Genomic DNA, 21,305 nt, shown 5'->3' with positions numbered 1-21,305 from the left:
GCCATGTCCACCGACGTCGAAGCCCTCAACAATCCCGAGACGCTCTGGAACGCGGAGACGGTCTACCGGCCCGACCTGTTCAAGGGCAAGGTCGCCCTGGTGTCGGGCGGCGGCAGCGGCATCGGCCGCGCCGTGGCGCTGCTGTTCGCGCGGCTGGGCGCCACCCTGGTGATCTGCGGCCGCACGGCCGAGAAACTGGAGAAGGTGGCCGCCTTCGTACGGGGCAAGGGCGGCACCGTGCTGGTGGTGCCCACCAACGTGCGCGAGCCGGAGCAGGTGGACGCGCTGTACCAGCGCATCCATGCCGAGTTCGGGCGCCTGGACTACGTGGTCAACAACGCCGGCGGCCAGTTCCCGCAGAACGCCATCGACTACGCCCCCAAGGGCTGGGCGGCGGTGATCAACAACAACCTCAACGGCAGCTGGTACATGATGCAGCGCGCCGCGCAGTACTGGCGCGACGTGAAGACCCCGGGCTCCATCGTCAACATCGTGGTGGTGACCGAGCGCGGCATGCCGGGCGTGGCCCATACCGTGGCGGCCCGCGCCGGCATCATCGGCGCCTCGCGCACCGTCGCGGTGGAGTGGGCGCCCCTGGGCATCCGCGTCAACTGCGTGGCGCCGGGCCTCACGGCCACCGAGGGGCTGGAGGTCTATCCTCCTGAAGCACAAAAGGAATTCCCCCTCGCCAATCCCCTCAAGCGGCCCGGCACCCCGATGGAGATCGCCGAGTCCTGCATCTATCTGTCGGCCTCCTCGGGCAGCTTCATCACCGGCGAGGTCCTGACCGTGGACGGCGGCGGCAAGCTCTGGGGTGAACTCTGGACGGCCGGGCGCCCGGAGTACTACCGCTGATCCCCCTCCGCTGACGCGGAGTTCATCCGGACGGGGTACGTCCAGTCGCTGGACATCATGCGAACGTAGCAGACACAAGAATTCCGGTTCCGCTAGAATGTTGCAGTGCAACATGACCAGACCCGGACCCACCGGGGGAGGTAGGCGATGAAGTACGGATTCCTGCTGGCGGTAGGTTTGCTCCTGAGTCTTCCGGCGCAGGCGGCCAAGGATGCCCGGGAAGTGTTCGACTGCATGAAGGCGAACATCCCCCAGACCCTGCGCATCCAGGAAATCCAGCTCGATGCCACCGACCGTACCGGCGGCGTCCGCAGCCTGCGCGGCAAGGTCTACGCCAAGCGCGAGGAGGGCCTGATCCGCGTGATGCTGCGCGTGTCCGAGCCCGCCAACGTCGCCGGCGCGGCCTACCTGGTGCGCGAGACCGGCCAGCGCGAGGACGACATGTACGTCTTCCTGCCGGCGGTGAACCGCGTGCGCCATGTCACCGGCAACTTCGCCAACGGCGCCCTGCTGGGCACCGATTTCTCCTATGTCGAGATCAAGCTGGTGCAGAACGCCTTCACCGGCGCGGCCGGCACCCTGGAGGCCCCCGAGAAGATCGACGGCCGCACTGCCGACGTGGTGACGCTCAAGGCGCCGGGGGGCGACAAGGCGGCCTACAGCCAGGTGAAGATCTGGGTGGACCAGAAGACCTGCGTGGCGCTCAAGGCCGAGTTCTTCAACGGCGGGGCGCCGGTCAAGCGCCTGACCGCGCCGGCAGCCGGCCTCAAGCAGACCGGCAAGCTCTGGTACGCCTCCGCCATGGAGATGCGCGATCTCAAGGAAGGCACTTTCACCACGCTGAACATCACCGGCGTCAGCAGCGACGTGGAACTGGGCAACAAGCCCTTCGATCCGAACGCCTTCTACATCGGGCGCTGATCTGCTTTCCAGCCCGTGCCGGCTTCCGCCGGCGTGACGGAAGCCGTTATCCGGCCAGGGCGGCCTCCACCATGAACAGGCGGTCCTGGCCCCAGTAGAGGTCCTGTCCGACCACGAAGGTCGGGGCGCCGAAGGCGCCGCGGGCCAGGGCCTCGTCGGTATGGGCCCGCAGCGCCGCCTTGGCCTGGTCGTCCGCCGCCAGGGCCATCACGGCCGCGGGGTCGAAGCCGGCCTGCGCCAGCACCTCCGCGACCACGGCCGGCTTGCCGAAGTCCTTCGCGTCCACCCACATCGCCGTATAGATCGCCCGGTTGAAGTCGTCGAGGCGCTGCGGCTCGCGCAGCTGGATGCCCGCCGCCGCCCGCATCAGCTCCAGGCTGTTGAAGGGAAAGAAGGGATTGATCGCCAGCGGTACGTCCCAGTGCTTTGCCCAACGCTCCAGGTCGGCGAACATGAACCTGGCCTTGGCCGGGATCGTCACCGGCGAGGCGTTGCCGGTGGCCTTGAAGACGGCGCCGAGCAGGAAGGGCTTGTAGGCCAGCCGGGCCCCCTTCTCCGCGCAGATCCGGGCGATCTGCGTCCAGGCGAGGTAGGCGGTGGGGCTGCCGAAGTCGTAGTAGAAGTCGACGGTCTTCATCACCAGGTTTCCATGTAGGGACGCAGGTCCAGTTCGAAGGTCCAGGCATCGCGCGGCTGGCTGTGCAGCTGCCAGTAGCTCTCGGCGATGTGCTCGGGCTTGAGGATGCCTTCCCTGGGCATGCGTTCGGCATAGACCTGGGGGAAGTTGCCGCGGATGAAGTCGGTGTCCACCATGCCGTCGATCACGACGTGGCCCACGTGCACGCCCTTGGGACCCAGTTCGCGTGCCATGCTCTGGGCCAGCGCGCGCAGTGCGTGCTTGGCGCCGGCGAAGGCGGCGAAGCCGGCGGCACCTCGCATGCTGGCGGTGGCGCCGGTGAACAGGATGGTGCCGCGCCCGCGGGCGGCCATCCGCCTGGCGGCCTCGCGGCCGCTGAGGAAGCCGGCGAAGCAGGCCATCTCCCAGATCTTGAAGTACTTGCGCGCGGTTTCGTCGAGGATCGACGAGGGCACGTTGGCGCCGACGTTGAACACCAGCACCTCCACCGGGCCGATGTCGCGCTCGATCTGCTCGAACAGCGCGATCACGTCTTCCTCCTTGCGGGCGTCGGTGCCGAAGGCATGGGCACGGCCGCCGGAGGCGACGATCTGCGCCACCAGCGGCTGCAGCTTGTCGGCCGTGCGGCGCACGACGCAGGCGATGTAGCCCTCGCGCGCGAAGCGCCTCGCGATGGCGGCGCCGTTGCCGTCGCCGGCGCCGATCACCAGGGCGACGCGGTTGTCGGGATTCGTGCTCATGCGGAAATCTCCGTGGCAATGCGTTCCAGTCTTGCGGGCACATGCTTGTGCCAGGGCGTGCCGGCGAGGAAGTCGCGCTGGCGGCCATCGGTCAGCTCATTGGGGGCCACGCCGCGGCGTGCGATGCGGCCGTCGCTGCCGCGGTAGTCCAGGCCCTGGCCGTTGGGCAGGGAGATGTGGCCGGGCTGCATCATCGGCGTGACCTCGGCCACCACCTCGACGCTGGCGCGGCGCGTGCTGAGGCGCAGGGTCTCGCCGTCGGCGCAGCCCAGCGCGGCGGCATCCTGCGGGCTGATGCGCAGCGTGCCGTAGCGGCCGCGGCGGTGCCAGGCCGTGTCGCGCACCGCGGTGTTGCTGGTGTCGCTGCGGCGTTCGCCGGCGGAGAGCACATAGGGATAGTCGCGGTCCTGCGGCAGAGGTTCGCGGGCAAGCTTCTCCAGTTCCGCCAGCATCTCCGGCACATGCAGGTTGATGCGGTGGTCGGGGTGGCTGACCGCGCGCCAGCTGTCGGCGTGCTCGCTGTCGGCGTAGACCACGCCGGAGGCCCCGGAGAGGATGGCGCGGAACAGCTTTTCCCCCGCGAAGGGCGGCAGGCCGCCGAAGCCGGCGCGTGCTGCGGCCCTGCGGTTGCCCTGCACGTAGAGTTGCGCCACGCCCCAGAGCGCGGCGGCGGAATCCATGCCCTTGGGCAGGGTGGGGCCCAGCACGCGGTAGAGGATCAGCGGTGCGTACTTCATGGTCTTGGGCTTGCGCGCCACCTGCGCGAAGAAGGCCAGCGCGAAAGCCGTGCGGCCCAGGCGCAGCGCGCGTTTCAGCGGGGCGTAGTCCCGCTCCGAGAGTTCGCCCATGGCCTCGACCAGGCGGGCGTAGATCTCCGCCTCCGGCAGCGTGCCGGGCAGCGGCTCGAACAGCGGCTGGCGCAGGTGGAAGACGTTGCGCGGGAATTCCAGGTTGAAGAAGGTGGCTTCGGCCTTCTCGAACTGGCTGCAGGCCGGCAGCACGTAGTCGGCCTCGCGCGCGGTTTCGGTCATCGCCACGTCCACCACCACGCTCAGCTCCAGCGCGCGGATCGCCTCGCGCATGCGCTGGCTGTCGGCCAGCGAGTGCACCGGGTTGCCGCTGTGGACCAGCATCGCGCGGTAGCGCTTGGGATGGTCGCTGAGGATTTCCTCGGGGATGACGTTGCAGGGGATCAGGCCGATGATGATCTTGGCATTGGCCACCGGGCTGCGCTTCTCGACGCGCTTCACCGGCTTGCTGCTGGCGCCGGTTTCGCCTTTGCTGGCTTTAGAGAGCGACAGCAGCGGCACGATGGCGTTGCTGGTGCCCGGACGGCCGTAGTGCCCGGTGAGCAGCCACAGCAGGCGCTGCAGGTAGCTGCCGAGCGTGCTGTGCACGCTCATCTGCATGCCCAGGTCCTCGTAGACCGAGACGCTCCTGGCGCCGGCGATGCGCCGCGCGACCTGCCGCAACACGGATTCCTCGATGCCGCAGGTCGCGGCGAACTCGGCGATGGGGATCGCGTTCAGCGCCGGCGCGATCTCGGCATAGCCGCTGGCGTGCTGCTCCAGCCAGGCATGCGCGACCAGGTTCTCCTGCACCAGGATGCCGGCGAGGGCGGCCAGGCACCAGGCATCCGTCCCCGGACGGATCGCCAGGTGATGGTCGGCCATCGCCGCGGTCTCGCTGCGGCGCGGGTCGATCACGATCAGCGAGCGCTTCGGGTCCTTCTCGATCTCGCGCAGCAGCACGCGGGCGCGGGCGAAGCCATGCGACTGCCAGGGGTTCTTGCCGATGAAGACGGCGACCTCGCAGTGCTCGTAGTCGCCATGCACGCCGGTGCCCAGCATCCTGCCCTGCACCCAGAACTCGCCGGTCTTCTCCTGCGCCAGCGCATTGGAGCGGTACTGGTTGCCCAGGGCCTTCAGGAAGCCGTCGGCGTAGGCGCCGCCCAGGTGATTCCCCTGGCCGCCGCCGCCGTAGTAGAGGATGCTCTCCCCGCCGTACTGCGACTTGATCGCCTTGAACTTCTCCGCGATCTCGCGCACCGCGGTATCCCAGCTGATCGGTTCGTAGCTGCCGTCAGCGCGGCGGCGCATGGGCGAATCCAGGCGATCCGCACCGTTCTGGTAGTAGTCCATGCGCTGCGATTTCTCGCAGACATAGCCCTGCGAGGCTGGATGCGCCTCGTCGCCGCGGATCTTCACGATCCGGCGGCCCTCGGTCTGCACCTCCAGGCCGCAGTTCACGGCGCAGAGTATGCAGGCGGTCTTGTGCCAAGTCTCCGCTGTCGTGCCCATGCGTGCTCCCGGGTTCAGATGCGTTGCAGCCAGGCCCACAGGCGCGGGCGCGCTTCGATCTCGCGGCGCAGGGGGCTGGTGCGGACCACCTCCAGCAACTGCGATCCTACCGCGATATCGGCGATGGTCTTCATGTCGCCCACCAGCCAGCCGGAAGCGGGCAGCAGGGTCTCGATGCGGTCGAGCTGGCGCAGGAACTCGGCGTGCACGTCGGCCCGCGCCATGCGTCCCAGCCCTTGCCCGGAGAGGCTGATGCGCAGCATCGTGCGCAGGCTCAGCTTCACCGGCAGGCGTTCCATCGCCGGGCGTCCTTCCATGCTGAGCGACACCGCCTGGTCCAGGGCGTCGGGATCGTTGACGCGCAGGTAGACCTCGTACCAGTACAGCAGTTCGTCGGCGTAGTCTTCCCAGAGTTCGGCCTGCGCGCGCTGCTGCGGATCGGCCGGGTAGAGCGGCGGTTCCGGGTAGTGCTGGTCGAGATAGCGCGCGATGCGGGTGCTGTCCTGCACCCGGTGTCCGTCGAAGTCGACCACCGGCAGCTTGCCGACCGGCGACAGGCGGGCCGCGAGCATCGCCTTCAGGCCGTTGTAGTTGACCACCTCGTAGGAAAGGCCCTTGTGCCGGAGCGCACGCGCCGCCTTCTGGCAGAACGGCGAAATTTCCCACTGGTGCAGCACGATCTTGCTCATTCTTCGCTCAAGCCTGCAGGTCGAGTTCCTGCGTCCAGGTGGTCTTGTGCTGGCGGTGCAGCCACCAGCCGCTTTCGGCGACGGCCTCGGGCCGCACGCCCTCGGCCAGCATCAGCTGCGCGACATGGATGCCCTGCGGTCCGAACTCGCGCGCCATCGACTGCGACAGCGCGCGCAGGCCCGCGGACGCGGCGGCGATGGATGCGCCGCTGGCCGCGGGGGCGAGCAGCAGCAGCGTGCCCTGGCCCGCTTCCAGCATGCGCGGGAGGGCGGACTGCCCGATCAGCGCACCGGCGAAGCAGATGCGGCGCCAGGCGGCCTCGGCTTCGGCCAGCGGTGTCTTCATGGCGGGCGTGGACGTCGACGCGGCCCCCGGCGCATGCACCACCAGCAGCGGCTGCTGTCCGGCATCGGCGATGCGCTGGAACAGGCCGGAGACCTGGGTGGCGTCCGCAGGGTCCAGCGTGGCGATGGTGACGGCCTGGCCGGAGGGACGCAGCGCGGAGGCGGCGGCCTTGAGCCCGGCGGCGTTGCTTCCGGCCAGGTGCAAAGGCAGGCCCTCGGCCGAGAGGCGCCGGGCGATCGCCGCGCCGGCGCTGCCCTCGTCCCCGGCGCCGAAGATCACCGCGCAGGGGCGGGCGGCCATCAGAATTTCTCCTTGTAGGGGCGCAGGTCCATTTCCCGCGTCCAGGCGCCGCGCGGCTGCCGGTGCAACTGCCAGTAGTTCTCCGCGATCTGCTCCGGCAGCAGGGCGCCGTCCTCGCCCTTGGAGAAGATCCAGAGCTTGCCCAGGCCGTAGCCGGTCTCCTTGACGCGGTCGCCGGCAACGACGCCGTCCACCACCACATGGGCCACGTGCAGGCCCAGCGGCTCGGCCTCGCGGGCCAGCGCCAGGGTCCAGCTGCGCAGGGCGGCCTTGGCCGAGGCAAAGGCGGCGAAGGCGGGGCGGCCGCGCAGCGAGGCGGTGGCGCCGGTCACGATCAGCGTGCCGCGGCCTTGCGCCTGCATGCGCTGCAGCGCGGCCTGCCCCACCAGCAGGCCGGCGATGCCGCTGACCCGCCAGTTGTCCTCGATGAACTGCGGCGGCGTGCCCAGGAAGCGGCGCGGCACGTTCTTGAAGGCGGCGTTGTGGACCACGGCCTCCAGCGCGGCACCCGCGGGCAGGGCGGCGAACAGGGCGGCAATCTCCTCGGGGCTGCCCAGCCGGTTGACGATGGCGCGGGCCCGGCCGCCGCTGTCGCGGATGTCCGCCACCACCTCGTCGAGCTTGGCCTGCGTGCGGCCCACCACGTGCACCTGCAGGCCCTCCGCGGCGAAGCGCCGGGCTACCGCCGCGCCGATGCCGACGCGGCCTCCCACGCCGACGATCACGGCATGGCCTGGATCATTGCTGAGGTCGGGGTCGGGGGAGGTCATGGCGGGCTGCCTGGGGGTGTGCGGCGACACTAGGTTCCAATTTGGAACTTGTCAATGCGCCGGGGGCCGTAGCGGTATCCAGCAGGGTCGATCAGGGTCCGTCGCAGAGACGGGGTGACGGCAAGGTTAGGCGCTGCGCTTCCTGCGGCCGACGGCATCGGCCAGCTTCAGGCCGGGACCGGGCAGGGCGGTGACTTCGTGCGCGTGCATGGCTTCGCCGCAGTCCGGGCAGGTCATCTGCGGCTTCACGATCTTGCCGCAGAGCTTGTGCTGGTAGAGCACCGGGGCCCCATGGCCGCCATCCATGAAGGCGTCGCCCCAGGTCGCCATCGCGATCAGCACCGGGTAGAGCATCTTGCCCTTGGCGGTCAGGCGGTACTCGTAGCGCGGCGGCGCGTCCTGGTAGGGCACGCGGGCCAGGATGCCTTCCTCTACCAGGCGCTTGAGGCGGCCGGCGAGCAGGTGGCGGGTGATGCCCAGGTTGGACTGGAAGTCCTCGAAGCGGCGGATGCGCAGGAAGGCATTGCGCAGGATCAGGATGGTCCAGCGGTCGCCGATCACCGAGGCGGTGCGGGCCACCGAGCAGGACAAGCCGCCGACTTCGCTCCATTTCATGGCCGCCAGTATAGGACGAACCGCGTTCCTTTCGGGAACCCAGTCCATTCGTCGGCGGGATTCCCTGCCTGGACAGGGGCTTGGGTGTCCCTCGCCGGCCGGCCCTTGACGCCATCCCGGGCCGAATTTAGGCTGAATGTATCAGTAATCAATGTCACAGTAATCGAGATTCCCGAGGCTCCCAGCATGAAAGCCAAGAAAGCCGTCCAGCCGACCCGCCGCGACCTGACCTTCAACCCTCCCGCAGAGCACATCCACGACTGGCTCGACGGAGGCGTGCACTTCACGCACCTGATGAACACCATGTCCCTGGTGATCCCGGTGGGCGAGCGCTTCTTCATCGACGCCGTGCGCCATTACCGCGACCAGATCACCGACCCGGAGCTGAAGAAGGCCGCCACCGCCTTCATCGGCCAGGAAGCCATGCACGGCCGCGAGCATGACGAGTACAACGGATTGATGCACCAGCGCGTGAAGGGCTCCAAGGAGTTCGAGGACAGCGTCACCGCGCTGCTGGCCTGGGGCAAGAAGAACCTGCCGGCGTCCTCGCGCCTGTCCGCCACCATCGCGCTGGAACACCTCACCGCGATCATGGCCGACGGCTTCCTGACCTCGGAATTCATGAACCAGAAGTCCGAGAAGCACTACGGCGCGCTGTGGAAGTGGCATGCGCTGGAGGAGACCGAGCACAAGGGCGTGCCCTATGACATCTACGAGCAGGTGGTGGGCACCGGCCCGCGCGCCTATGCCGAGCGCACCCTGGGCCTGCTGATCGCCACCGCGATCTTCTGGGGCAAGGTGATCCCGGCGCATGTCTCCTTCGTGCGCGCCGAGGGCAAGCTGACCGATTGGAAGGGCTGGCGCGAGTTCTACCGCGTGGGCTTCGGCGAGATCGGCTTCCTGCGCAAGATGATCCGTCCCTGGTTCAGCTACTTCAAGCCGGGCTTCCATCCCTGGGACCACGACAACAGCCACTTCCTGAAGGAAGTGGAGGGGCACTCGGCTCCCTGGCTCACCCAGCGCAAGGTGCCGGCCGCGGCCTGAGCGGCCGGATAGGCCGCTGTCTTTGCCGCAGGAGCCCGCTCGCCGGCGAGCGGGCTCCTTTTTTGTTGCCCTACAACCCCGGCGACAGGTGGTATTGGCTGGTGGCCAGCACGTCGATCGTTCCCAGGTCCAGGAAGCGGCCGACGCTGGCCATCATCCGGTCCAGGTTGCGCTGGAACTTCTCCGCGTCACCGGCGGCGTCGAAGAAGGCCTGGGGGTCGCTCATCGCCTCCGGCGGGAAGCATTCCTCCACGATCGCGTCGTAGGGCCGCGCGCCGGGCGTGAGCGCCCGCACCACCACGTTCTGGCGGTACTCGAAGGTGGACTGGGTCTCGATGGCGACCGGCGTGTGCGAGTCGTGCCAGATCTCCAGCCATTGCTCGTAGCCCAGGCGCTGGGGCTTCTTCAGCAGCGCGATCTGCGCGAAGCCGTAGGTGCGCTGGCCCGGCGCCGGCGCATGGCGCTCGTTGCGCAGGGGTTGCGATTCGGTGACCAGATAGGCGTCATGGCGTGCCGCCGCGGCGGCCACCAGCGCATCGATCGGCCGGCGGCGCAGCGCGATGGCGCTGTCCATCCAGAGCTGCAGCAGCGCGTCCGGCAGGGGCGCCGTGGCGACCTGGCGTACGCCGGCGGCCGGCGCCGCGTCGGCATCGTCGATGTTGAGTTGCGCATGGCGGACCCCTGCCTGCAGCAGTTGCGCGGCCAGCGGGCCGCGCAGGGCCGCGGCGAAGTCCGCCATCGCCTGGCCTTCGGGCTTCCACAGCGTGTAGATGAGCTTTTCCATGCGGCTCCTTCAGTGCGGGCGCAGCGAGTCCAGCGAGACCACCCGGCAGCGGGGCTGCGGATGATGGCGGGCATCGACCCACCGCAGCAGCATGCCGCCGCGGTCGTGCCCGTCGGTGTCGATGTAGTTGGCCACGCCGGGGTTCTCCGCGGCGATCACCAGGGTGACGCTGCCGTCCTCGTTGCGCCGCGCCGCATGATGGTTGATCGCCACCGGGCGGTGCAGGGCATCCAGCGATTCCAGCCACCAGTTGGCGAGCTGGAAGTTCCAGTAGGCGCAGTCCGGCACCTCCGTTTCGATCACCAGGGCCTCCCCTCGGTTCAATTGCCAGTAGCCGTGGTAGTAGCAGATCTTCGGATCGCCGCCGACCCGCATCGCGGCCTCGGCATAGGGTGCGGCGGCCAGCCGGTTCGGATGTGCCGCGACCATCGCGGTCCAGTCCGCCACCAGCCTGAACGTTCCCTGCACGAAGCCGGCGGCGCGCTGCAGGCCGGCCGCAAGCGCGGCACCGTCCAGCGGAGGCGGCGCCGGCGGCGCGCCGATGCGCTCGATGTGGAAGCTGCCGGGCGTTTCGCGGGAGCGGTCGAAGAAGGTCTCGCGCACGATCAGCATCGACGAATCGTCCGCCATCGGCAGCCAGTTGCCCGGTTGCGGATGCCGGCTGGCGACGATCTCGAAACGGCCGTCCGCTTCGAACTGCATTTGCGAGGCCTCCAGTTCGCCGGTGGAGGCCATGGTGCCGTCCACCGCGTAGCGGTTGGCTTTCGTCCCGAAGGAGAGATAGGGCGCTTGGCCCCGGCGGCCGCTGATGCGGTACTCGCGGTCGCCGGCGATGGTGGCGTTGGCGTAGCGGTTGTCGGGATTGGGCAGGAACACCTTGATGGTGTCGTCCGAGGCCGCGTAGAACTGCGGAAAGTCGGGATCGCCGAACTCCAGCATCATCTGCAGGCCCAGCCGCGTGTAGCGGCTCAGGCAGCGCCAGGCCTCGGCGCGCTCCAGTTCCGTTGCCGGCGCGTCCGGCCGCAGGGCGATCCGCCCCGCGGCCTTCAGCGCGTCACAGAAGTCGATCCAGGCCTGGCCCTGGTCCGGAACAGGAGAGGGGGCGGTCTGGATCATGGCGGCCTCAGGGCATATACATGCCGCCGTTGGCGTCCAGCGTGGCGCCGGTGACGGCGCTGGCGTAGTCGGACACCAGGAACAGCGCGGCGCGGGCGCATTCGTCGTCGGTGGGGATGCGGCCGATCGGGATGTGGCGGGCGATGCCCTGGACCAGTTCCTCCACCGGAACCTTCTTCTCCTGCGCCTGCCACTCGAAGTAGCCCTGCACCGGGGCGCCCCACATCCAGCCCATGTGCACGGAGTTCACGCGGATGCCGTCGGGGCCCAGTTCCTTGGCCAGCCACTTGGAGGAGTTGGCCAGTGCGGCCTTGGAGGCGGCGTAGCCGGCCTCGCCCAGCGGCGGGATGGTGCGTACGGCCATGGTGTTGATCATGACCACGGCACCGGACTTCTGGCTCTTCATCTGCGGGATCACGGCCTGGGTCAGCTTCAGCGTGCCGAACAGGTTGGTCTGCATCACCTCGTTCCAGGCATCGAGATTGGCGGTGGAGGCATAGTCCATCTCGCCGTGCTGGAAGGCGCTGTTGACCAGCGCATCGACGCGGCCGAAGGCCTTGACGGCGGCGGCGGCCAGGGCGTCGCACTGCTCCCGCTGGGTGATGTCGCAGACCTGCTTGACCACCTTGGCCTTCACGCCCAGCGCCTTGATTCGCGCCTCGGCGTCGTCCAGCTTGTCGGCGGAACGTGCGGCCACGACCACGCCCGCGGCGCCCTCGCGCGCGGCTTCCACCGCCAGCTTCACGCCCAGGCCCGGGCCGATGCCGGAAACGATGACGATCTTGTCCTTCAGCAGCATGTCTCTCTCCTCGTGGTTTCTAGTTCAATGGCGGCCGCGGACAGCGCGGCCTGGTTCAATGGGCGGCCGCGGGCTGTGCGGCGGATTCGATGTAGGCGGCGCGGTAGTCGGCGAAGTCCCGCTTGAGTTGCGCCTCGGACAGGCCGAAGTCCTCGGCCTTGTACTCGTGGGCGGCGCGGCTGTCGCGGCGGTTCTGCTCCATCCAGCGCTGCATGGACTTCTCGGCCTCGTCGGTCAGCGGCAGGCCGGCGAAACCGTAGATCGCCTTCACCACCTCGAAGGGCTGCTTGACCGTGTCGATGAAGCGCACGTCGAGGAAGCTGCCGGCCTGGTCCTTTTCGCGGCGCACGTCCTGGGTATGGTGGAAGGCGCGTGCCATCAGCGCGCTCCACTCCTGGCCGGCGTCCACCGGGCTGGCATTGGCGCCGTAGATGCACCACAGGGTGTGGATGAAGCTGGCGATGGACGGGATGGTGTCCACCGGATCGCGGTGCGTCTGGATGACCTTGGCGCCGGGAAACTCGCGCAGCAGCAGGCGCATGCGCAGCAGGTGGTGAGGGGCCTTCAGCACCCAGCGGCTGGCGACGATGCCGCGCTGGCGCTTCTGCCACTGCAGGAACTTGAGAACGCGCTTGAGGTAGTCGTAGGCCGGCTTCTCGTCGATGGAGTGCAGCCAGTCCATGTAGGACGGCACATGGACGTAGGCGTTGAAGGCCGCCATGAAGGAATGCTCCATCAGCATCACTTCCTCGTCGGCCTGGTCGGCGTCCATCGGGTGCATCGACATCAGCTTGGGCATGGCCTCGACCATCACGGCCACTTCGCCGCGGGCGCGTTCGATGCGCTGCGTGGGCTCCTTCAGGCTCTCGCCGGGGAAGGGCACCGGGTAGCGCGATTCCCACCAGGGCATCGAGTAGAGGTGCGGGTCGGCGGCCAGAACGCGCTGCAGCAGCGTGGTGCCGGTGCGCGGCAGGCCCACGATCACGATCGGCGCCTGGATCTGCTCGCTTTCGATCTCCGGGTGCTGCCTGAAGAACTGCTCGATGCGCAGGCGGTTGACCAGCAGCTCCACGAACTTGCCGTGCAGCAGCTGGCGGCCCAGGGGCGACAGGTTGGCCTCGCGTTCCAGCGAGTCGCAGAGCACCTCCAGGGCCTTGCGGAAGGAGGGGTCGCCGAAATCGGTGAGGCCACCGGACTGTCCGGTGGCGGCGGCCAGCAGTGCCGGCGGGTCGAAGCGGAGTTCTGCGGTCATGGGATCAGGCCTTGAGGTCTGCAACGCGCACCACGCGCGTCTCGGGATGGATGTGTTCCTGGGCGCCGACCCAGCGCAGGCACATCGTGCCGCGGCGGTGGCCGGTGGTCTCCAGCCAGTTGGCCCGGCCGGGGTCGCGCTGGCTCAGCACGATGGTCACGCCGCCGTCGGCGTCATGCTGGGCGCTGTACTTGTTCACGTGGATGCGGTGGTACCGGTAGTCCAGCGATTCCATCCACCAGTTGTTGATCTGCAGGTTCCAGAAGCGGCATTCCGGGATGCGGGGCAGGTGGATCACCAGCGCCTGGTCCTCGTCCAGTTCCCAGGCCGAGTGGTAATAGAAGATGTTGGGGTCGCCGCCGGTGCGCTGGCAGACCAGCTGGTTGGCCGGAGGCAGCTGGTTGACGTGGGGCAGGTAGCCCTGCGCCCAGTCGGCGAACACGCGCGCCGTGCCCTCGGTGAAGGCGGCGGCGTTGCGCAGGCCGGCCTGCAGCTGCGCGGCGCTCAATGGCCTGGGCTGGGCGTCCGCGCCCAGGCGCGAAATGCGCATGGTGGCGGCGCGCTCGTTGGGGCGGTCGTTGAAGGTCTGCCGCACCACGATCGAGTTGCTCTCGGGCTCGATGCGCAGCCAGTTGCCCGGGCGCTTCTCGGCCGACAGCACGATCTCGAAGCGGCCGTCCGCGTCGAGCTGCAGGTCCTTGGCCTCGATGAAGCCGGTCTGCTCCATCAGCCCGTTGGTCTCGTACCCGCCCTTCTGCGTGCCGAAGGACAGGTAGGGCACGGTGCCGCGCTCGCCGCGGATCACGTACTCGTTGCGGCCGTTGATGCGGGCGAACAGGTAGTGGTTGTCCGGGTTGTCGGCGCCGATCTTGCCGGTCTCGTGCGAGGGCAGGAAGAAGCCCGGGAAGTCCGGGTCGGCGAACTCCAGGTGCATCTCCAGGCCGATGCGCAGCAGGCGCGTCAGGTAGCGCCAGCCCTCGGCACGGTCCAGCTCGCTGGCGGCGGCCTCGGGCCGCAGGATCTGCTGTCCGGCGCGCTTGAGGGTGTCGCAAAACTCGTCCCAGGCCTGGCCGCTGATGACCGGGCCGGCGGGATCCTGTGCTGCCGTCATCGGCTTCTCCTCAGTGACGTTCAGGATTCATGGATAAGGAAAGTGCCTTAATCTAGGGCGGAGCGAAAGATCGATCCTCATCCAGGTGGAGGAGGATCGTGGTGCAATTTGCCTTAACATGCCCCGGCCCCGATTAAGGTCATATCCTTAGACCATGAAGTCCGCCTCGGCCACCGCCCTGCGCGTCCGCCCCCAGGCGGCGCGCACCCCGCAGAGCATCGCCACCCGCGCCAAGCTGGTGGCGATCGCGGAGCGCCTGTTCGCCGAGCGGGGCATCGAGGGAGTGTCGCTGAGCGACATCAACAAGGCCGCCGGGCAGCGCAACAAGAACGCCACCCACTATCACTTCGGCAGCAAGCAGGGCCTGCTGCAGGCGATCCTGGACAAGCATGTCCACGGCGTCTCGGCGCGGCGCAACCAGCTGCTGGACGAGTTCGAGGCCCAGGGCGGCCTGGGGCTGCCGCAGGTGGTGCGGGCCTTCGTCTATCCGGTGGCCGAGAAGCTGTTCGACACCGACGGCGGGCATCACTTCATCCGCTTCCAGGCCCAGCTGGTGGCGACGCTGACCATGGACGTGCACCAGCTCCACGCCTCGGCCCTGAAGATCGCCCCGGTGGAACGCCTGACCGCCGCCCTGCGGGCCGCCACCCCGCACCTGGCGCCGCCGCTGATGCGTCAGCGCGCCATGCTGGCCACGGTGCTGCTGTTCGACGGACTGGCCGACCACTCCCGCCTGCTGGAGCAGGCCGACCTGCCCAGCCCGCAGATCGACACCGAGCTATTCATCCGCAACCTGGAAGACTGCATAATCGCGCTCTTCTCGGCCCCCGTATCCCCTGCGACCGCGGAGCGCCTGGCCGCCGCCAGCGCCGCCCTGCCGGGGTCCCACCTCAAGTGAAAGCGAAACATGACTGAACAGAAAGCGACCAACGTCCACTGGCACCACGGCCAGGTTTCCCGCGAAGACCGCAACAAGCTGCTGGGCCACAAGGGTGCCACCCTGTGGTTCACCGGCCTGTCCGGCAGCGGCAAGAGCACCGTGGCCGTGGCGCTGGAAAACGCGCTGACCGCGCGCGGTGCGCTGTGCTACCGCCTGGACGGCGACAACATCCGCCTGGGCATCAACAAGAACCTGGGCTTCTCGGCGGCGGACCGCACCGAGAACATCCGCCGCGTGGGCGAGGTGGCCAAGCTGTTCGTGGATGTGGGCGTGATCGCCCTGTCGAGCTTCATCAGCCCCTACCGCGCCGACCGCCAGATCGCCCGCGAGACGCACGAGAAGGACGGCCTGCCGTTCATCGAGGTGTTCGTCGACGTGCCGCTGGCCGAGGCCGAGAAGCGCGACCCCAAGGGCCTGTACAAGAAGGCCCGCGCCGGCGAGATCAAGAACTTCACGGGTATCGATGATCCCTACGAGGCGCCGGAGAACGCGGAGATCCACCTGCGCACCGACCAGCTGACGCTGGAGCAGGAAGTCGAGGTGCTGCTCAAGGAGTTGGAAAAGCGCGGCATCATCCCGACCAAGTGAGTGGGATGAGCTAAGAAAGGGCCCCGCTAATGCGGGGCTTTTTTTGTTTTTGTATTCACTAACCGAACCGTTCATGCCGAGTGCCGCGCAGCGGTGTATCGAGGCACGCGCTGCTGTCATGCCCTCTCCCCGCTTGCGGGGAGAGGGTTAGGGTGAGGGGCGGCGGAGTTTCGTTGGGAAATTGCGTTGGTGATGCCGGCGACTACGCCGGTCAGGAGCGGTGGATCTTTGGAGGTTTATTTCGCCTAAGGGCGAGGTACTTTTCTTTGTTGTACGACACCAACAGTAGGCGCCTCCAGGCGAAGAAAAGTACCAAAAAGAAAACGTACCCTGCCATCCGCGGCCCCGCTGAAGCGGGGGCAACCCGCCTGGTGGACGAGTGCGACGGGTCGGGCCCACAGGCCATCCATGGCCTGAGGCCCCTCGGCCGGACATCCTGTCCGGCTCGACCCTGCACTCGGCCACCAGGCAGGCGCTACTGGAAGGGAACCCGGTACATCAAAAGCATTCGCTCGCGCTCATCAAGGTTTTGCAGTGCAGTAGGGCGGGACCAGAAGTAGGCGCCTCCAGGCGACGCGAAGCGCATCCCGCCTTCTGCAACTGTCCTTTTATCAGAGCGAAAACAAAAAGGCCGCCCGAAGGCGGCCTCGTCTGCAGCAGCAGCGCGTCAGATCCCGAACCCACCCGACACATTGATCTTCTGCCCCGTCACGTAGCTGGCGGTGGCCAGGTACACGGCGGCGCGGCCGATGTCTTCCGGCTTGCCCCAGCGCTTCAGGCACAGCAGCTTCTGCGTCTCGTCGATCCACTTCTGGTCGAACACGCCGCGCTTGAGCAGTTCCAGGAACATGCCGGCCTCGATCACGCCCACCAGCACCGAGTTGGCGCGGATGTTGTTCTTGCCTTCCTCTTTGGCGATGCCGGTGATCAGCGCTTCGTTGGCGGCCTTCGGTGCCACCGACAGGCCGTCCTTGGCCGGCCACCAGACATGGCCGGCGGAGCCCAGGTGCACATAGGAGCCGCCGCCGTTGGCGCGCAGGTGCTCGACGGTGGCCTTGAAGGCGTTGAAGAAGCCGTGGGCCTCGATGTTGATCGACTTCTGCCACAGCTCGAGCGAAGTCTCGGCCAGGTGTACCTGCTCCACCACCGGGCCTGCGGCCCAGACCACGGTATGGATGCGGCCGTGCTCCTGGATCGCGGCGGCCACGGCGGCGTCGATCTGCTTGGGGTCGGTCACGTCGGCGGCGTGGATCGTGCCCTTGCGGCCCAGCGCCCGGATCTCGCCGGCCACGCGCTCGGCCACTTCCTTCTTGGCGCGGTAAACCACCGCCACGTCGGAGCCGGCGGCGGCGAAGGTGGTGGCCACGCCCTGGCCGATGCCGCCGCTGCCGCCGAACACCAGCGTCGCGCCCTTGGGGAAATCGTTGTTCTGCATGGCCATCCTTGAGAGTCGGGGAATGGGGGGCAGTATTCGGGCGCGGCCCCGGCGAATCCTCACCCTTTGGGGTGAACCCCCGACTGATCGCAGTGCAGCAAAAAACTGTACGCAGTTTGAGGGAGGAGGGCGGGAGGGCCGGGTTCCTAAGCTGGGCGGGCTGCAGACACTAGAACGATCAGCGGAGGAGAATCCATGTCCCGTCGCATTCAATGGCCGTTCGCGCATCGCGGCCTTGCCGTGGCCTGTGCCATGGTTCCGGCCCTGGCCAGTCATCCGGCGAGGGCAGGGGAGTTCGAGCTGTTCGGTCTCGACGGCGACTGGCAGATGCAGCTGGGCTATGCGGCGGCCATGCGCCTGCACGATGCCGACGACCGCATCATCGATGCGCCGGGCTCGCCCGACATCCCGGTGCCGGAGACGCTGAAGATTCCCGAGTCGGCCAACTACGACGACGGCGACCGCAACTTCGACAAGGGCGCGCTGTTCAACAACCGCATCACCGTGCTGGGCGAACTGGGCCTGACGCACGAGGACTACGGCATCCGCGTACGCGCCGACGCGTTCTACGACGATGTCTACCGCCGGCGCAACGACAACCGGCAGTCGGCCACGCTGAGCCAGACCACCGGCAACATCAACGACCCGCACGAGGGCCCGGTGGACCGCTTCACCGATGCCGCGGAGTACTACGACGGCGCACGTGCGCGGCTGCTCGATGCCTACGTCTACGGCACCTGGTACCTGGGCGAGGAGGCCGCGCTGAACCTGCGCCTGGGCCGCCATATCGCCGCCTGGGGCGAGAGCCTGTTCTTCTCCGGCATCGCGCTGGCGCAGTCGCCGGCCGACGCCACCAAGGCCAACGTGCCGGGCGCCGACGTCAAGAGCATCCTGCTGCCGGTCAACCAGGTGTCGATGCAGCTGGCGCTGACGCCGGAGCTGACCCTGCTGGGCCAGTACAAGCTGGAGTACAAGTCCACCGAACTGAACCCGGTGGGCGAGTACTTCTCGGTGGCCGACGTGGTCGGTCCCGGCGCGCAGTTCACCTATGGGCTGGAGAACCCGCTGTACCTGCCGAACCTGGCCGATGTGAACCTGCTGTCCACCGACCTGGCGGAGTACCTGCAGCTGGTGGCGGATTTCGCGAACCTGCCGCTGGGCGGAGTCACGGACTTCCTGAGCAACACCCTGGCGGCGCTGGATCCCTTCCTGCCGGATCTGCCGCTGCAGATCGCCAACATCCCGATGCCGGGCCAGCCCAAGTACATCAACGTGCTCTACAACGGCGAGAAGAAGCCGAGCGACCACGGACAGTACGGTGTCGGCCTGAAGTACCAGATGACGCCGACCACCGGCGTCGGCCTCTATCACCTGCGCTACCACAGCACCACGCCGGCGCCGGTGCAGACCTACGGTTCGGCGCCGCTGCTGGTGGGGCCGGGCGGCGTGCCGATCCTGGCCACCGGCACGCTGGGCCTGCAGGTGCCGGTGACCTACCAGCCGCACTACTTCGACGGCATCCACATGACGGCGGCCAGCTTCTCCACCGCGCTGTTCGGCGTGAACGTGGCCGGCGAGGCGATCTACCGCGATGGCGTCGACGTGCTGGTGGACCTGAGCAGCGGCCTGCTCGGCCCCGTGCCCTCGCCGACGCGCGCCAAGATCATCCAGGGCCTGCTGTCGGCGATCTATTCCTTCGGGCCGCAGGACCTGTTCGGCCTGCCGCTGTGGGACACGCTGTCGGTGGTGGGCGAGACCGGCTACGTGCACGTCCAGGAGGTCGATCCGGTCTGCAATCCCTACGAGTGCAACACCAAGCTGCACAACTCCAAGGATTCCTCCGCGATCTCCATGCTGTTCATCTTCGACCGCAAGAACGTGCTGCGGGGCTGGGACCTGACCGTGCCGGTCTACGCCGCGCGCATGCTGGAGGGCCAGTCCTCGCTGACGGCCGCCTTCGGTCCGCTGGCCGGCATCCAGGACAAGCGCCTCAGCGTCGGCCTCAACATGACCTACCTGCAGCAGTTCACCCTGGGCATCACCTGGGCGGGCTACTTCGGCACGCCGCATTTCGCCAAGAACCCCTATGCCGACCGCGACTTCGTCGGCGTCTCCGCCAAGTACAGCTTCTGAGCCTCGATGAATCTCCGCGCCGTCCTGCTGTTCCTGCTGCCCGTGGCCGCGCTCGCGGCGGACCCGTCCAGCCAGTGGCCCTACGTCGGCGGCGATGCCGGCGGCCAGCGCTGGTCGCCGCTGGCGGATATCCGCAAGGACAACGTCGGCAGGCTCAAGCCCGCCTGGACCTTCCACCATGGCGACTTCTCCCAGGGCAACGACCAGCACGGCGCCACCGCCTTTCAGGCCACGCCGCTGCTGGTCGACGGCACGCTGTACTTCTGCACCCCCTACAACCGCGTCATCGCGCTGGATGCCGCCAGCGGGCGGCAGAAATGGCGCTTCGACCCGAAGGTGAAGCTCGACGGCGTCTATGCGCCCACCTGCCGCGGTGTCGCGTACTGGCGCGATGCCCAGCCCAGGTCCGGCGCCGCCTGCGCCGAGCGCATCTACACCGGTACGGTCGATGCGCGCCTGATCGCCATGGATGCCCGCAGCGGCAGGCGCTGCGAGGACTTCGGCGTGAAGGGCGAGGTCAACCTGCTGCAGGGCCTGGGCAAGGTCGGGTTGGCCGAGTACTACATGACCTCGCCGCCGCAGGTGGTCGGCGACCGCGTCGTCACCGGCGCCTTCGTCAAGGACGGCCAGCGCATCACCGCCCCCGGCGGCGCCCTGCGCGCCTTCGATGCGCGCACGGGCGAGCTGAAGTGGGTCTGGGACCCGGTGCCGCCCGGCGTGCCGGCGGTGACGGCGGAGCAGGTGAAGCAGGGGGGCACGCTGACCCCGGGCACGCCGAACGTCTGGGCGCTGATGTCGGCCGACCCGGAGAATGGCCTGTTGTTCGCGCCCACCGGCAACGCGGCTCCCGACCACTACGGCGGCGCGGAGCGTCATGGCCTGGACTACTTCGCCTCGTCCATCGTCGCGCTCGAAGCCGACACCGGTGCGCTGCGCTGGCGCTTCCAGACCGTGCACCACGACGTCTGGGACTACGACGTCGCCGCCCAGCCGGTGCTGTTCACCGCGCGTGTCGGCGGCAAGCCGGTGCCGGCCCTGGTGGCGGCGACCAAGCTCGGCTTCGTCTTCGTGCTCAACCGCCTGACCGGCGAGCCGCTGTTCCCGGTGGAGGAGCGCAAGGTCCCCGCGTCCACGCTGCCCGGCGAGAAGACCTCGCCGACACAGCCCTTCCCGACCCGGCCCGCGCCGCTGCATCCCTTGAAGCTGACGCGAGACGACCTGTGGGGGCTCACGTTCTGGGACAGGGGCAAGTGCCAGCAGGCCTTCGACGCGCTGGACTACCAGGGTGTGTTCACGCCGCCCTCGCTGAGGGGTTCGCTGCAGTACCCGGGCCTGGGCGGCGGCATCAACTGGGGCTCGGTGTCGGTGGACCCGCTGCGCAACCGCCTGCTGGTCAACCTGCAGGCCGCGCCGTTCACGATCCAGGCCGTGCCGCGCAAGGACTACCGCGGCGCCACCGGCGCCACCGACCTGGTCGGCATGCACCCGCAGGAAGGCACGCCCTACGTCACCGTGCGCGCGCCCTTCCTGTCGCCGCTGAAGACGCCCTGCATCGCGCCGCCCTGGGGCCGGCTGGTGGCCATCGACCTGGACAGCGGCAACAAGCTCTGGGATCGGCCATTGGGCAACCTGCACGGCATGGCGCCCTTCGGCGACCGCTGGGAACTGGGCACGCCCAATTCCGGCAGCTCGCTGCAGACCGCCGGCGGCATCGCCTTCATCGCCGCCGCGATGGACCAGTACCTGCGCGCCTTCGACATGGACAGCGGCAACGAACTGTGGCGCCACGAGCTGCCCTTCGCCGCGCATGCCGCGCCGATGACCTACAAGGCTGGCGGCAGGCAGTACCTGGTGATCGGCGCCGGCGGCCATGGCGCGCTGGGGACCAGGACCGGCGATGCGATCGTCGCGTTCACGCTGCAGTAGCGAT

General features: G+C 68.4%; 20 protein-coding genes. 7 read left to right on the top strand and 13 right to left on the bottom strand.

The features are described from left to right. Window positions 1–3 precede the first annotated feature (3 nt). Both C3942_RS02145 and C3942_RS02140 read left to right on the top strand, forming a co-directional pair. The gene (locus tag C3942_RS02145) at window positions 4–855 is read left to right on the top strand and encodes an SDR family NAD(P)-dependent oxidoreductase (RefSeq protein ID WP_104228682.1); all 852 of its coding nucleotides are present in this window, start codon (window positions 4–6) and stop codon (window positions 853–855) included. A 147-nt stretch (window positions 856–1,002) separates the two neighbouring features. After that, on the top strand, window positions 1,003–1,776 hold the full coding sequence (locus tag C3942_RS02140) for an outer membrane lipoprotein-sorting protein (protein WP_104228681.1): 774 nt from the start codon (window positions 1,003–1,005) through the stop codon (window positions 1,774–1,776). 46 nt (window positions 1,777–1,822) lie between these two features. Here C3942_RS02140 and C3942_RS02135 read toward each other — a convergent pair whose 3' ends face one another. The 7 genes from C3942_RS02135 to C3942_RS02105 form a co-directional block, all read right to left on the bottom strand. Further along, complete coding sequence (locus tag C3942_RS02135; RefSeq protein ID WP_104228680.1) at window positions 1,823–2,416, bottom strand: 2-hydroxychromene-2-carboxylate isomerase; 594 nt, start codon at window positions 2,414–2,416, stop codon at window positions 1,823–1,825. Further along, entirely contained in the window at window positions 2,413–3,153 is a 741-nt protein-coding gene (locus C3942_RS02130) for an SDR family oxidoreductase (RefSeq protein WP_104228679.1), read from the bottom strand. Before C3942_RS02130 ends, C3942_RS02135 begins: the two co-directional genes overlap by 4 nt. Beyond that, window positions 3,150–5,453: a molybdopterin oxidoreductase family protein gene (locus C3942_RS02125; RefSeq protein ID WP_104228678.1), complete on the bottom strand. Its 2,304-nt coding sequence runs from the start codon at window positions 5,451–5,453 to the stop codon at window positions 3,150–3,152. Before C3942_RS02125 ends, C3942_RS02130 begins: the two co-directional genes overlap by 4 nt. Before the next feature lie 14 nt (window positions 5,454–5,467). Continuing rightward, entirely contained in the window at window positions 5,468–6,142 is a 675-nt protein-coding gene (locus C3942_RS02120) for a glutathione S-transferase family protein (protein ID WP_104228677.1), read from the bottom strand. A 7-nt stretch (window positions 6,143–6,149) separates the two neighbouring features. Further along, entirely contained in the window at window positions 6,150–6,788 is a 639-nt protein-coding gene (locus tag C3942_RS02115) for an SDR family oxidoreductase (protein WP_104228676.1), read from the bottom strand. After that, window positions 6,788–7,558, bottom strand: coding sequence for an SDR family NAD(P)-dependent oxidoreductase (locus tag C3942_RS02110; RefSeq protein ID WP_104228675.1), 771 nt, complete (start codon window positions 7,556–7,558; stop codon window positions 6,788–6,790). The genes C3942_RS02115 and C3942_RS02110 overlap by 1 nt, the downstream gene beginning before the upstream one ends. Before the next feature lie 126 nt (window positions 7,559–7,684). Then, window positions 7,685–8,173, bottom strand: coding sequence for a winged helix-turn-helix transcriptional regulator (locus tag C3942_RS02105; protein ID WP_104228674.1), 489 nt, complete (start codon window positions 8,171–8,173; stop codon window positions 7,685–7,687). A gap of 186 nt (window positions 8,174–8,359) precedes the next feature. On the opposite strand from C3942_RS02105, the gene C3942_RS02100 reads away from it, so the two are divergent. After that, window positions 8,360–9,217, top strand: coding sequence for a metal-dependent hydrolase (locus C3942_RS02100; RefSeq protein WP_104228673.1), 858 nt, complete (start codon window positions 8,360–8,362; stop codon window positions 9,215–9,217). 70 nt (window positions 9,218–9,287) lie between these two features. Here the strand turns inward: C3942_RS02100 and C3942_RS02095 are convergent, their stop codons facing one another. From C3942_RS02095 to C3942_RS02075, 5 genes are read right to left on the bottom strand one after another with little or no spacing between them, the layout of a single operon-like run. After that, window positions 9,288–10,001 carry an EthD domain-containing protein gene (locus tag C3942_RS02095; RefSeq protein WP_104228672.1) on the bottom strand — a complete coding sequence of 238 codons (714 nt, stop codon included), beginning with the start codon at window positions 9,999–10,001 and terminating at the stop codon, window positions 9,288–9,290. A gap of 9 nt (window positions 10,002–10,010) precedes the next feature. Further along, window positions 10,011–11,117, bottom strand: coding sequence for a DUF1214 domain-containing protein (locus tag C3942_RS02090; protein WP_104228671.1), 1,107 nt, complete (start codon window positions 11,115–11,117; stop codon window positions 10,011–10,013). A 7-nt stretch (window positions 11,118–11,124) separates the two neighbouring features. Then, entirely contained in the window at window positions 11,125–11,916 is a 792-nt protein-coding gene (locus tag C3942_RS02085) for an SDR family oxidoreductase (RefSeq protein ID WP_104228670.1), read from the bottom strand. A 55-nt stretch (window positions 11,917–11,971) separates the two neighbouring features. Next, on the bottom strand, window positions 11,972–13,168 hold the full coding sequence (locus C3942_RS02080; RefSeq protein ID WP_104228669.1) for a sulfotransferase family protein: 1,197 nt from the start codon (window positions 13,166–13,168) through the stop codon (window positions 11,972–11,974). Window positions 13,169–13,172: 4 nt separating this feature from the next. Then, window positions 13,173–14,279, bottom strand: coding sequence for a DUF1214 domain-containing protein (locus tag C3942_RS02075; protein ID WP_104228668.1), 1,107 nt, complete (start codon window positions 14,277–14,279; stop codon window positions 13,173–13,175). 154 nt (window positions 14,280–14,433) lie between these two features. Between C3942_RS02075 and C3942_RS02070 the strand changes: the two genes are divergently transcribed. Beyond that, window positions 14,434–15,177 carry a TetR/AcrR family transcriptional regulator gene (locus C3942_RS02070; RefSeq protein WP_104228667.1) on the top strand — a complete coding sequence of 248 codons (744 nt, stop codon included), beginning with the start codon at window positions 14,434–14,436 and terminating at the stop codon, window positions 15,175–15,177. 9 nt (window positions 15,178–15,186) lie between these two features. Then, window positions 15,187–15,807 carry an adenylyl-sulfate kinase gene (gene cysC, locus C3942_RS02065; RefSeq protein WP_104228666.1) on the top strand — a complete coding sequence of 207 codons (621 nt, stop codon included), beginning with the start codon at window positions 15,187–15,189 and terminating at the stop codon, window positions 15,805–15,807. Between the two features lie 667 nt (window positions 15,808–16,474). Here cysC and C3942_RS02060 read toward each other — a convergent pair. Next, window positions 16,475–17,242, bottom strand: a complete 768-nt coding sequence (locus C3942_RS02060; protein WP_104228665.1) for an SDR family NAD(P)-dependent oxidoreductase — start codon at window positions 17,240–17,242, stop codon at window positions 16,475–16,477. Between the two features lie 195 nt (window positions 17,243–17,437). Between C3942_RS02060 and C3942_RS02055 the strand changes: the two genes are divergently transcribed. Beyond that, window positions 17,438–19,375 (top strand): DUF1302 domain-containing protein, encoded by a 1,938-nt coding sequence (locus C3942_RS02055; RefSeq protein WP_104228664.1) that lies wholly within the window; start codon window positions 17,438–17,440, stop codon window positions 19,373–19,375. 6 nt (window positions 19,376–19,381) lie between these two features. Continuing rightward, entirely contained in the window at window positions 19,382–21,301 is a 1,920-nt protein-coding gene (locus tag C3942_RS02050) for a pyrroloquinoline quinone-dependent dehydrogenase (RefSeq protein ID WP_104228663.1), read from the top strand. The last annotated feature ends 4 nt before the right edge of the window (window positions 21,302–21,305 follow it).

The sequence above is a fragment of the Solimonas fluminis genome (assembly GCF_002930645.1).
GTDB classification, from domain to species: Bacteria; Pseudomonadota; Gammaproteobacteria; order Nevskiales; family Nevskiaceae; genus Solimonas_A; species Solimonas_A fluminis.
The sequence above is the reverse complement of the archived record's forward strand: the minus strand, read 5'-3'. Positions and strand labels throughout refer to the sequence as shown.

Bases quoted from the DNA above. Each gene is read 5' to 3' on its own strand.
- C3942_RS02145 (WP_104228682.1), top strand. From the start codon at position 4: ATGTCCACCGACGTCGAAGCCCTCAACAATCCCGAGACGCTCTGGAAC.
- cysC (WP_104228666.1), top strand. From the start codon at position 15,187: ATGACTGAACAGAAAGCGACCAACGTCCACTGGCACCACGGCCAGGTT.
- C3942_RS02140 (WP_104228681.1), top strand. From the start codon at position 1,003: ATGAAGTACGGATTCCTGCTGGCGGTAGGTTTGCTCCTGAGTCTTCCG.
- C3942_RS02050 (WP_104228663.1), top strand. From the start codon at position 19,382: ATGAATCTCCGCGCCGTCCTGCTGTTCCTGCTGCCCGTGGCCGCGCTC.
- C3942_RS02125 (WP_104228678.1), bottom strand. From the start codon at position 5,453: ATGGGCACGACAGCGGAGACTTGGCACAAGACCGCCTGCATACTCTGC.
- C3942_RS02060 (WP_104228665.1), bottom strand. From the start codon at position 17,242: ATGCAGAACAACGATTTCCCCAAGGGCGCGACGCTGGTGTTCGGCGGC.
- C3942_RS02085 (WP_104228670.1), bottom strand. From the start codon at position 11,916: ATGCTGCTGAAGGACAAGATCGTCATCGTTTCCGGCATCGGCCCGGGC.
- C3942_RS02090 (WP_104228671.1), bottom strand. From the start codon at position 11,117: ATGATCCAGACCGCCCCCTCTCCTGTTCCGGACCAGGGCCAGGCCTGG.
- C3942_RS02095 (WP_104228672.1), bottom strand. From the start codon at position 10,001: ATGGAAAAGCTCATCTACACGCTGTGGAAGCCCGAAGGCCAGGCGATG.
- C3942_RS02100 (WP_104228673.1), top strand. From the start codon at position 8,360: ATGAAAGCCAAGAAAGCCGTCCAGCCGACCCGCCGCGACCTGACCTTC.
- C3942_RS02130 (WP_104228679.1), bottom strand. From the start codon at position 3,153: ATGAGCACGAATCCCGACAACCGCGTCGCCCTGGTGATCGGCGCCGGC.
- C3942_RS02115 (WP_104228676.1), bottom strand. From the start codon at position 6,788: ATGGCCGCCCGCCCCTGCGCGGTGATCTTCGGCGCCGGGGACGAGGGC.
- C3942_RS02105 (WP_104228674.1), bottom strand. From the start codon at position 8,173: ATGAAATGGAGCGAAGTCGGCGGCTTGTCCTGCTCGGTGGCCCGCACC.
- C3942_RS02080 (WP_104228669.1), bottom strand. From the start codon at position 13,168: ATGACCGCAGAACTCCGCTTCGACCCGCCGGCACTGCTGGCCGCCGCC.
- C3942_RS02075 (WP_104228668.1), bottom strand. From the start codon at position 14,279: ATGACGGCAGCACAGGATCCCGCCGGCCCGGTCATCAGCGGCCAGGCC.
- C3942_RS02055 (WP_104228664.1), top strand. From the start codon at position 17,438: ATGTCCCGTCGCATTCAATGGCCGTTCGCGCATCGCGGCCTTGCCGTG.
- C3942_RS02110 (WP_104228675.1), bottom strand. From the start codon at position 7,558: ATGACCTCCCCCGACCCCGACCTCAGCAATGATCCAGGCCATGCCGTG.
- C3942_RS02120 (WP_104228677.1), bottom strand. From the start codon at position 6,142: ATGAGCAAGATCGTGCTGCACCAGTGGGAAATTTCGCCGTTCTGCCAG.
- C3942_RS02070 (WP_104228667.1), top strand. From the start codon at position 14,434: ATGAAGTCCGCCTCGGCCACCGCCCTGCGCGTCCGCCCCCAGGCGGCG.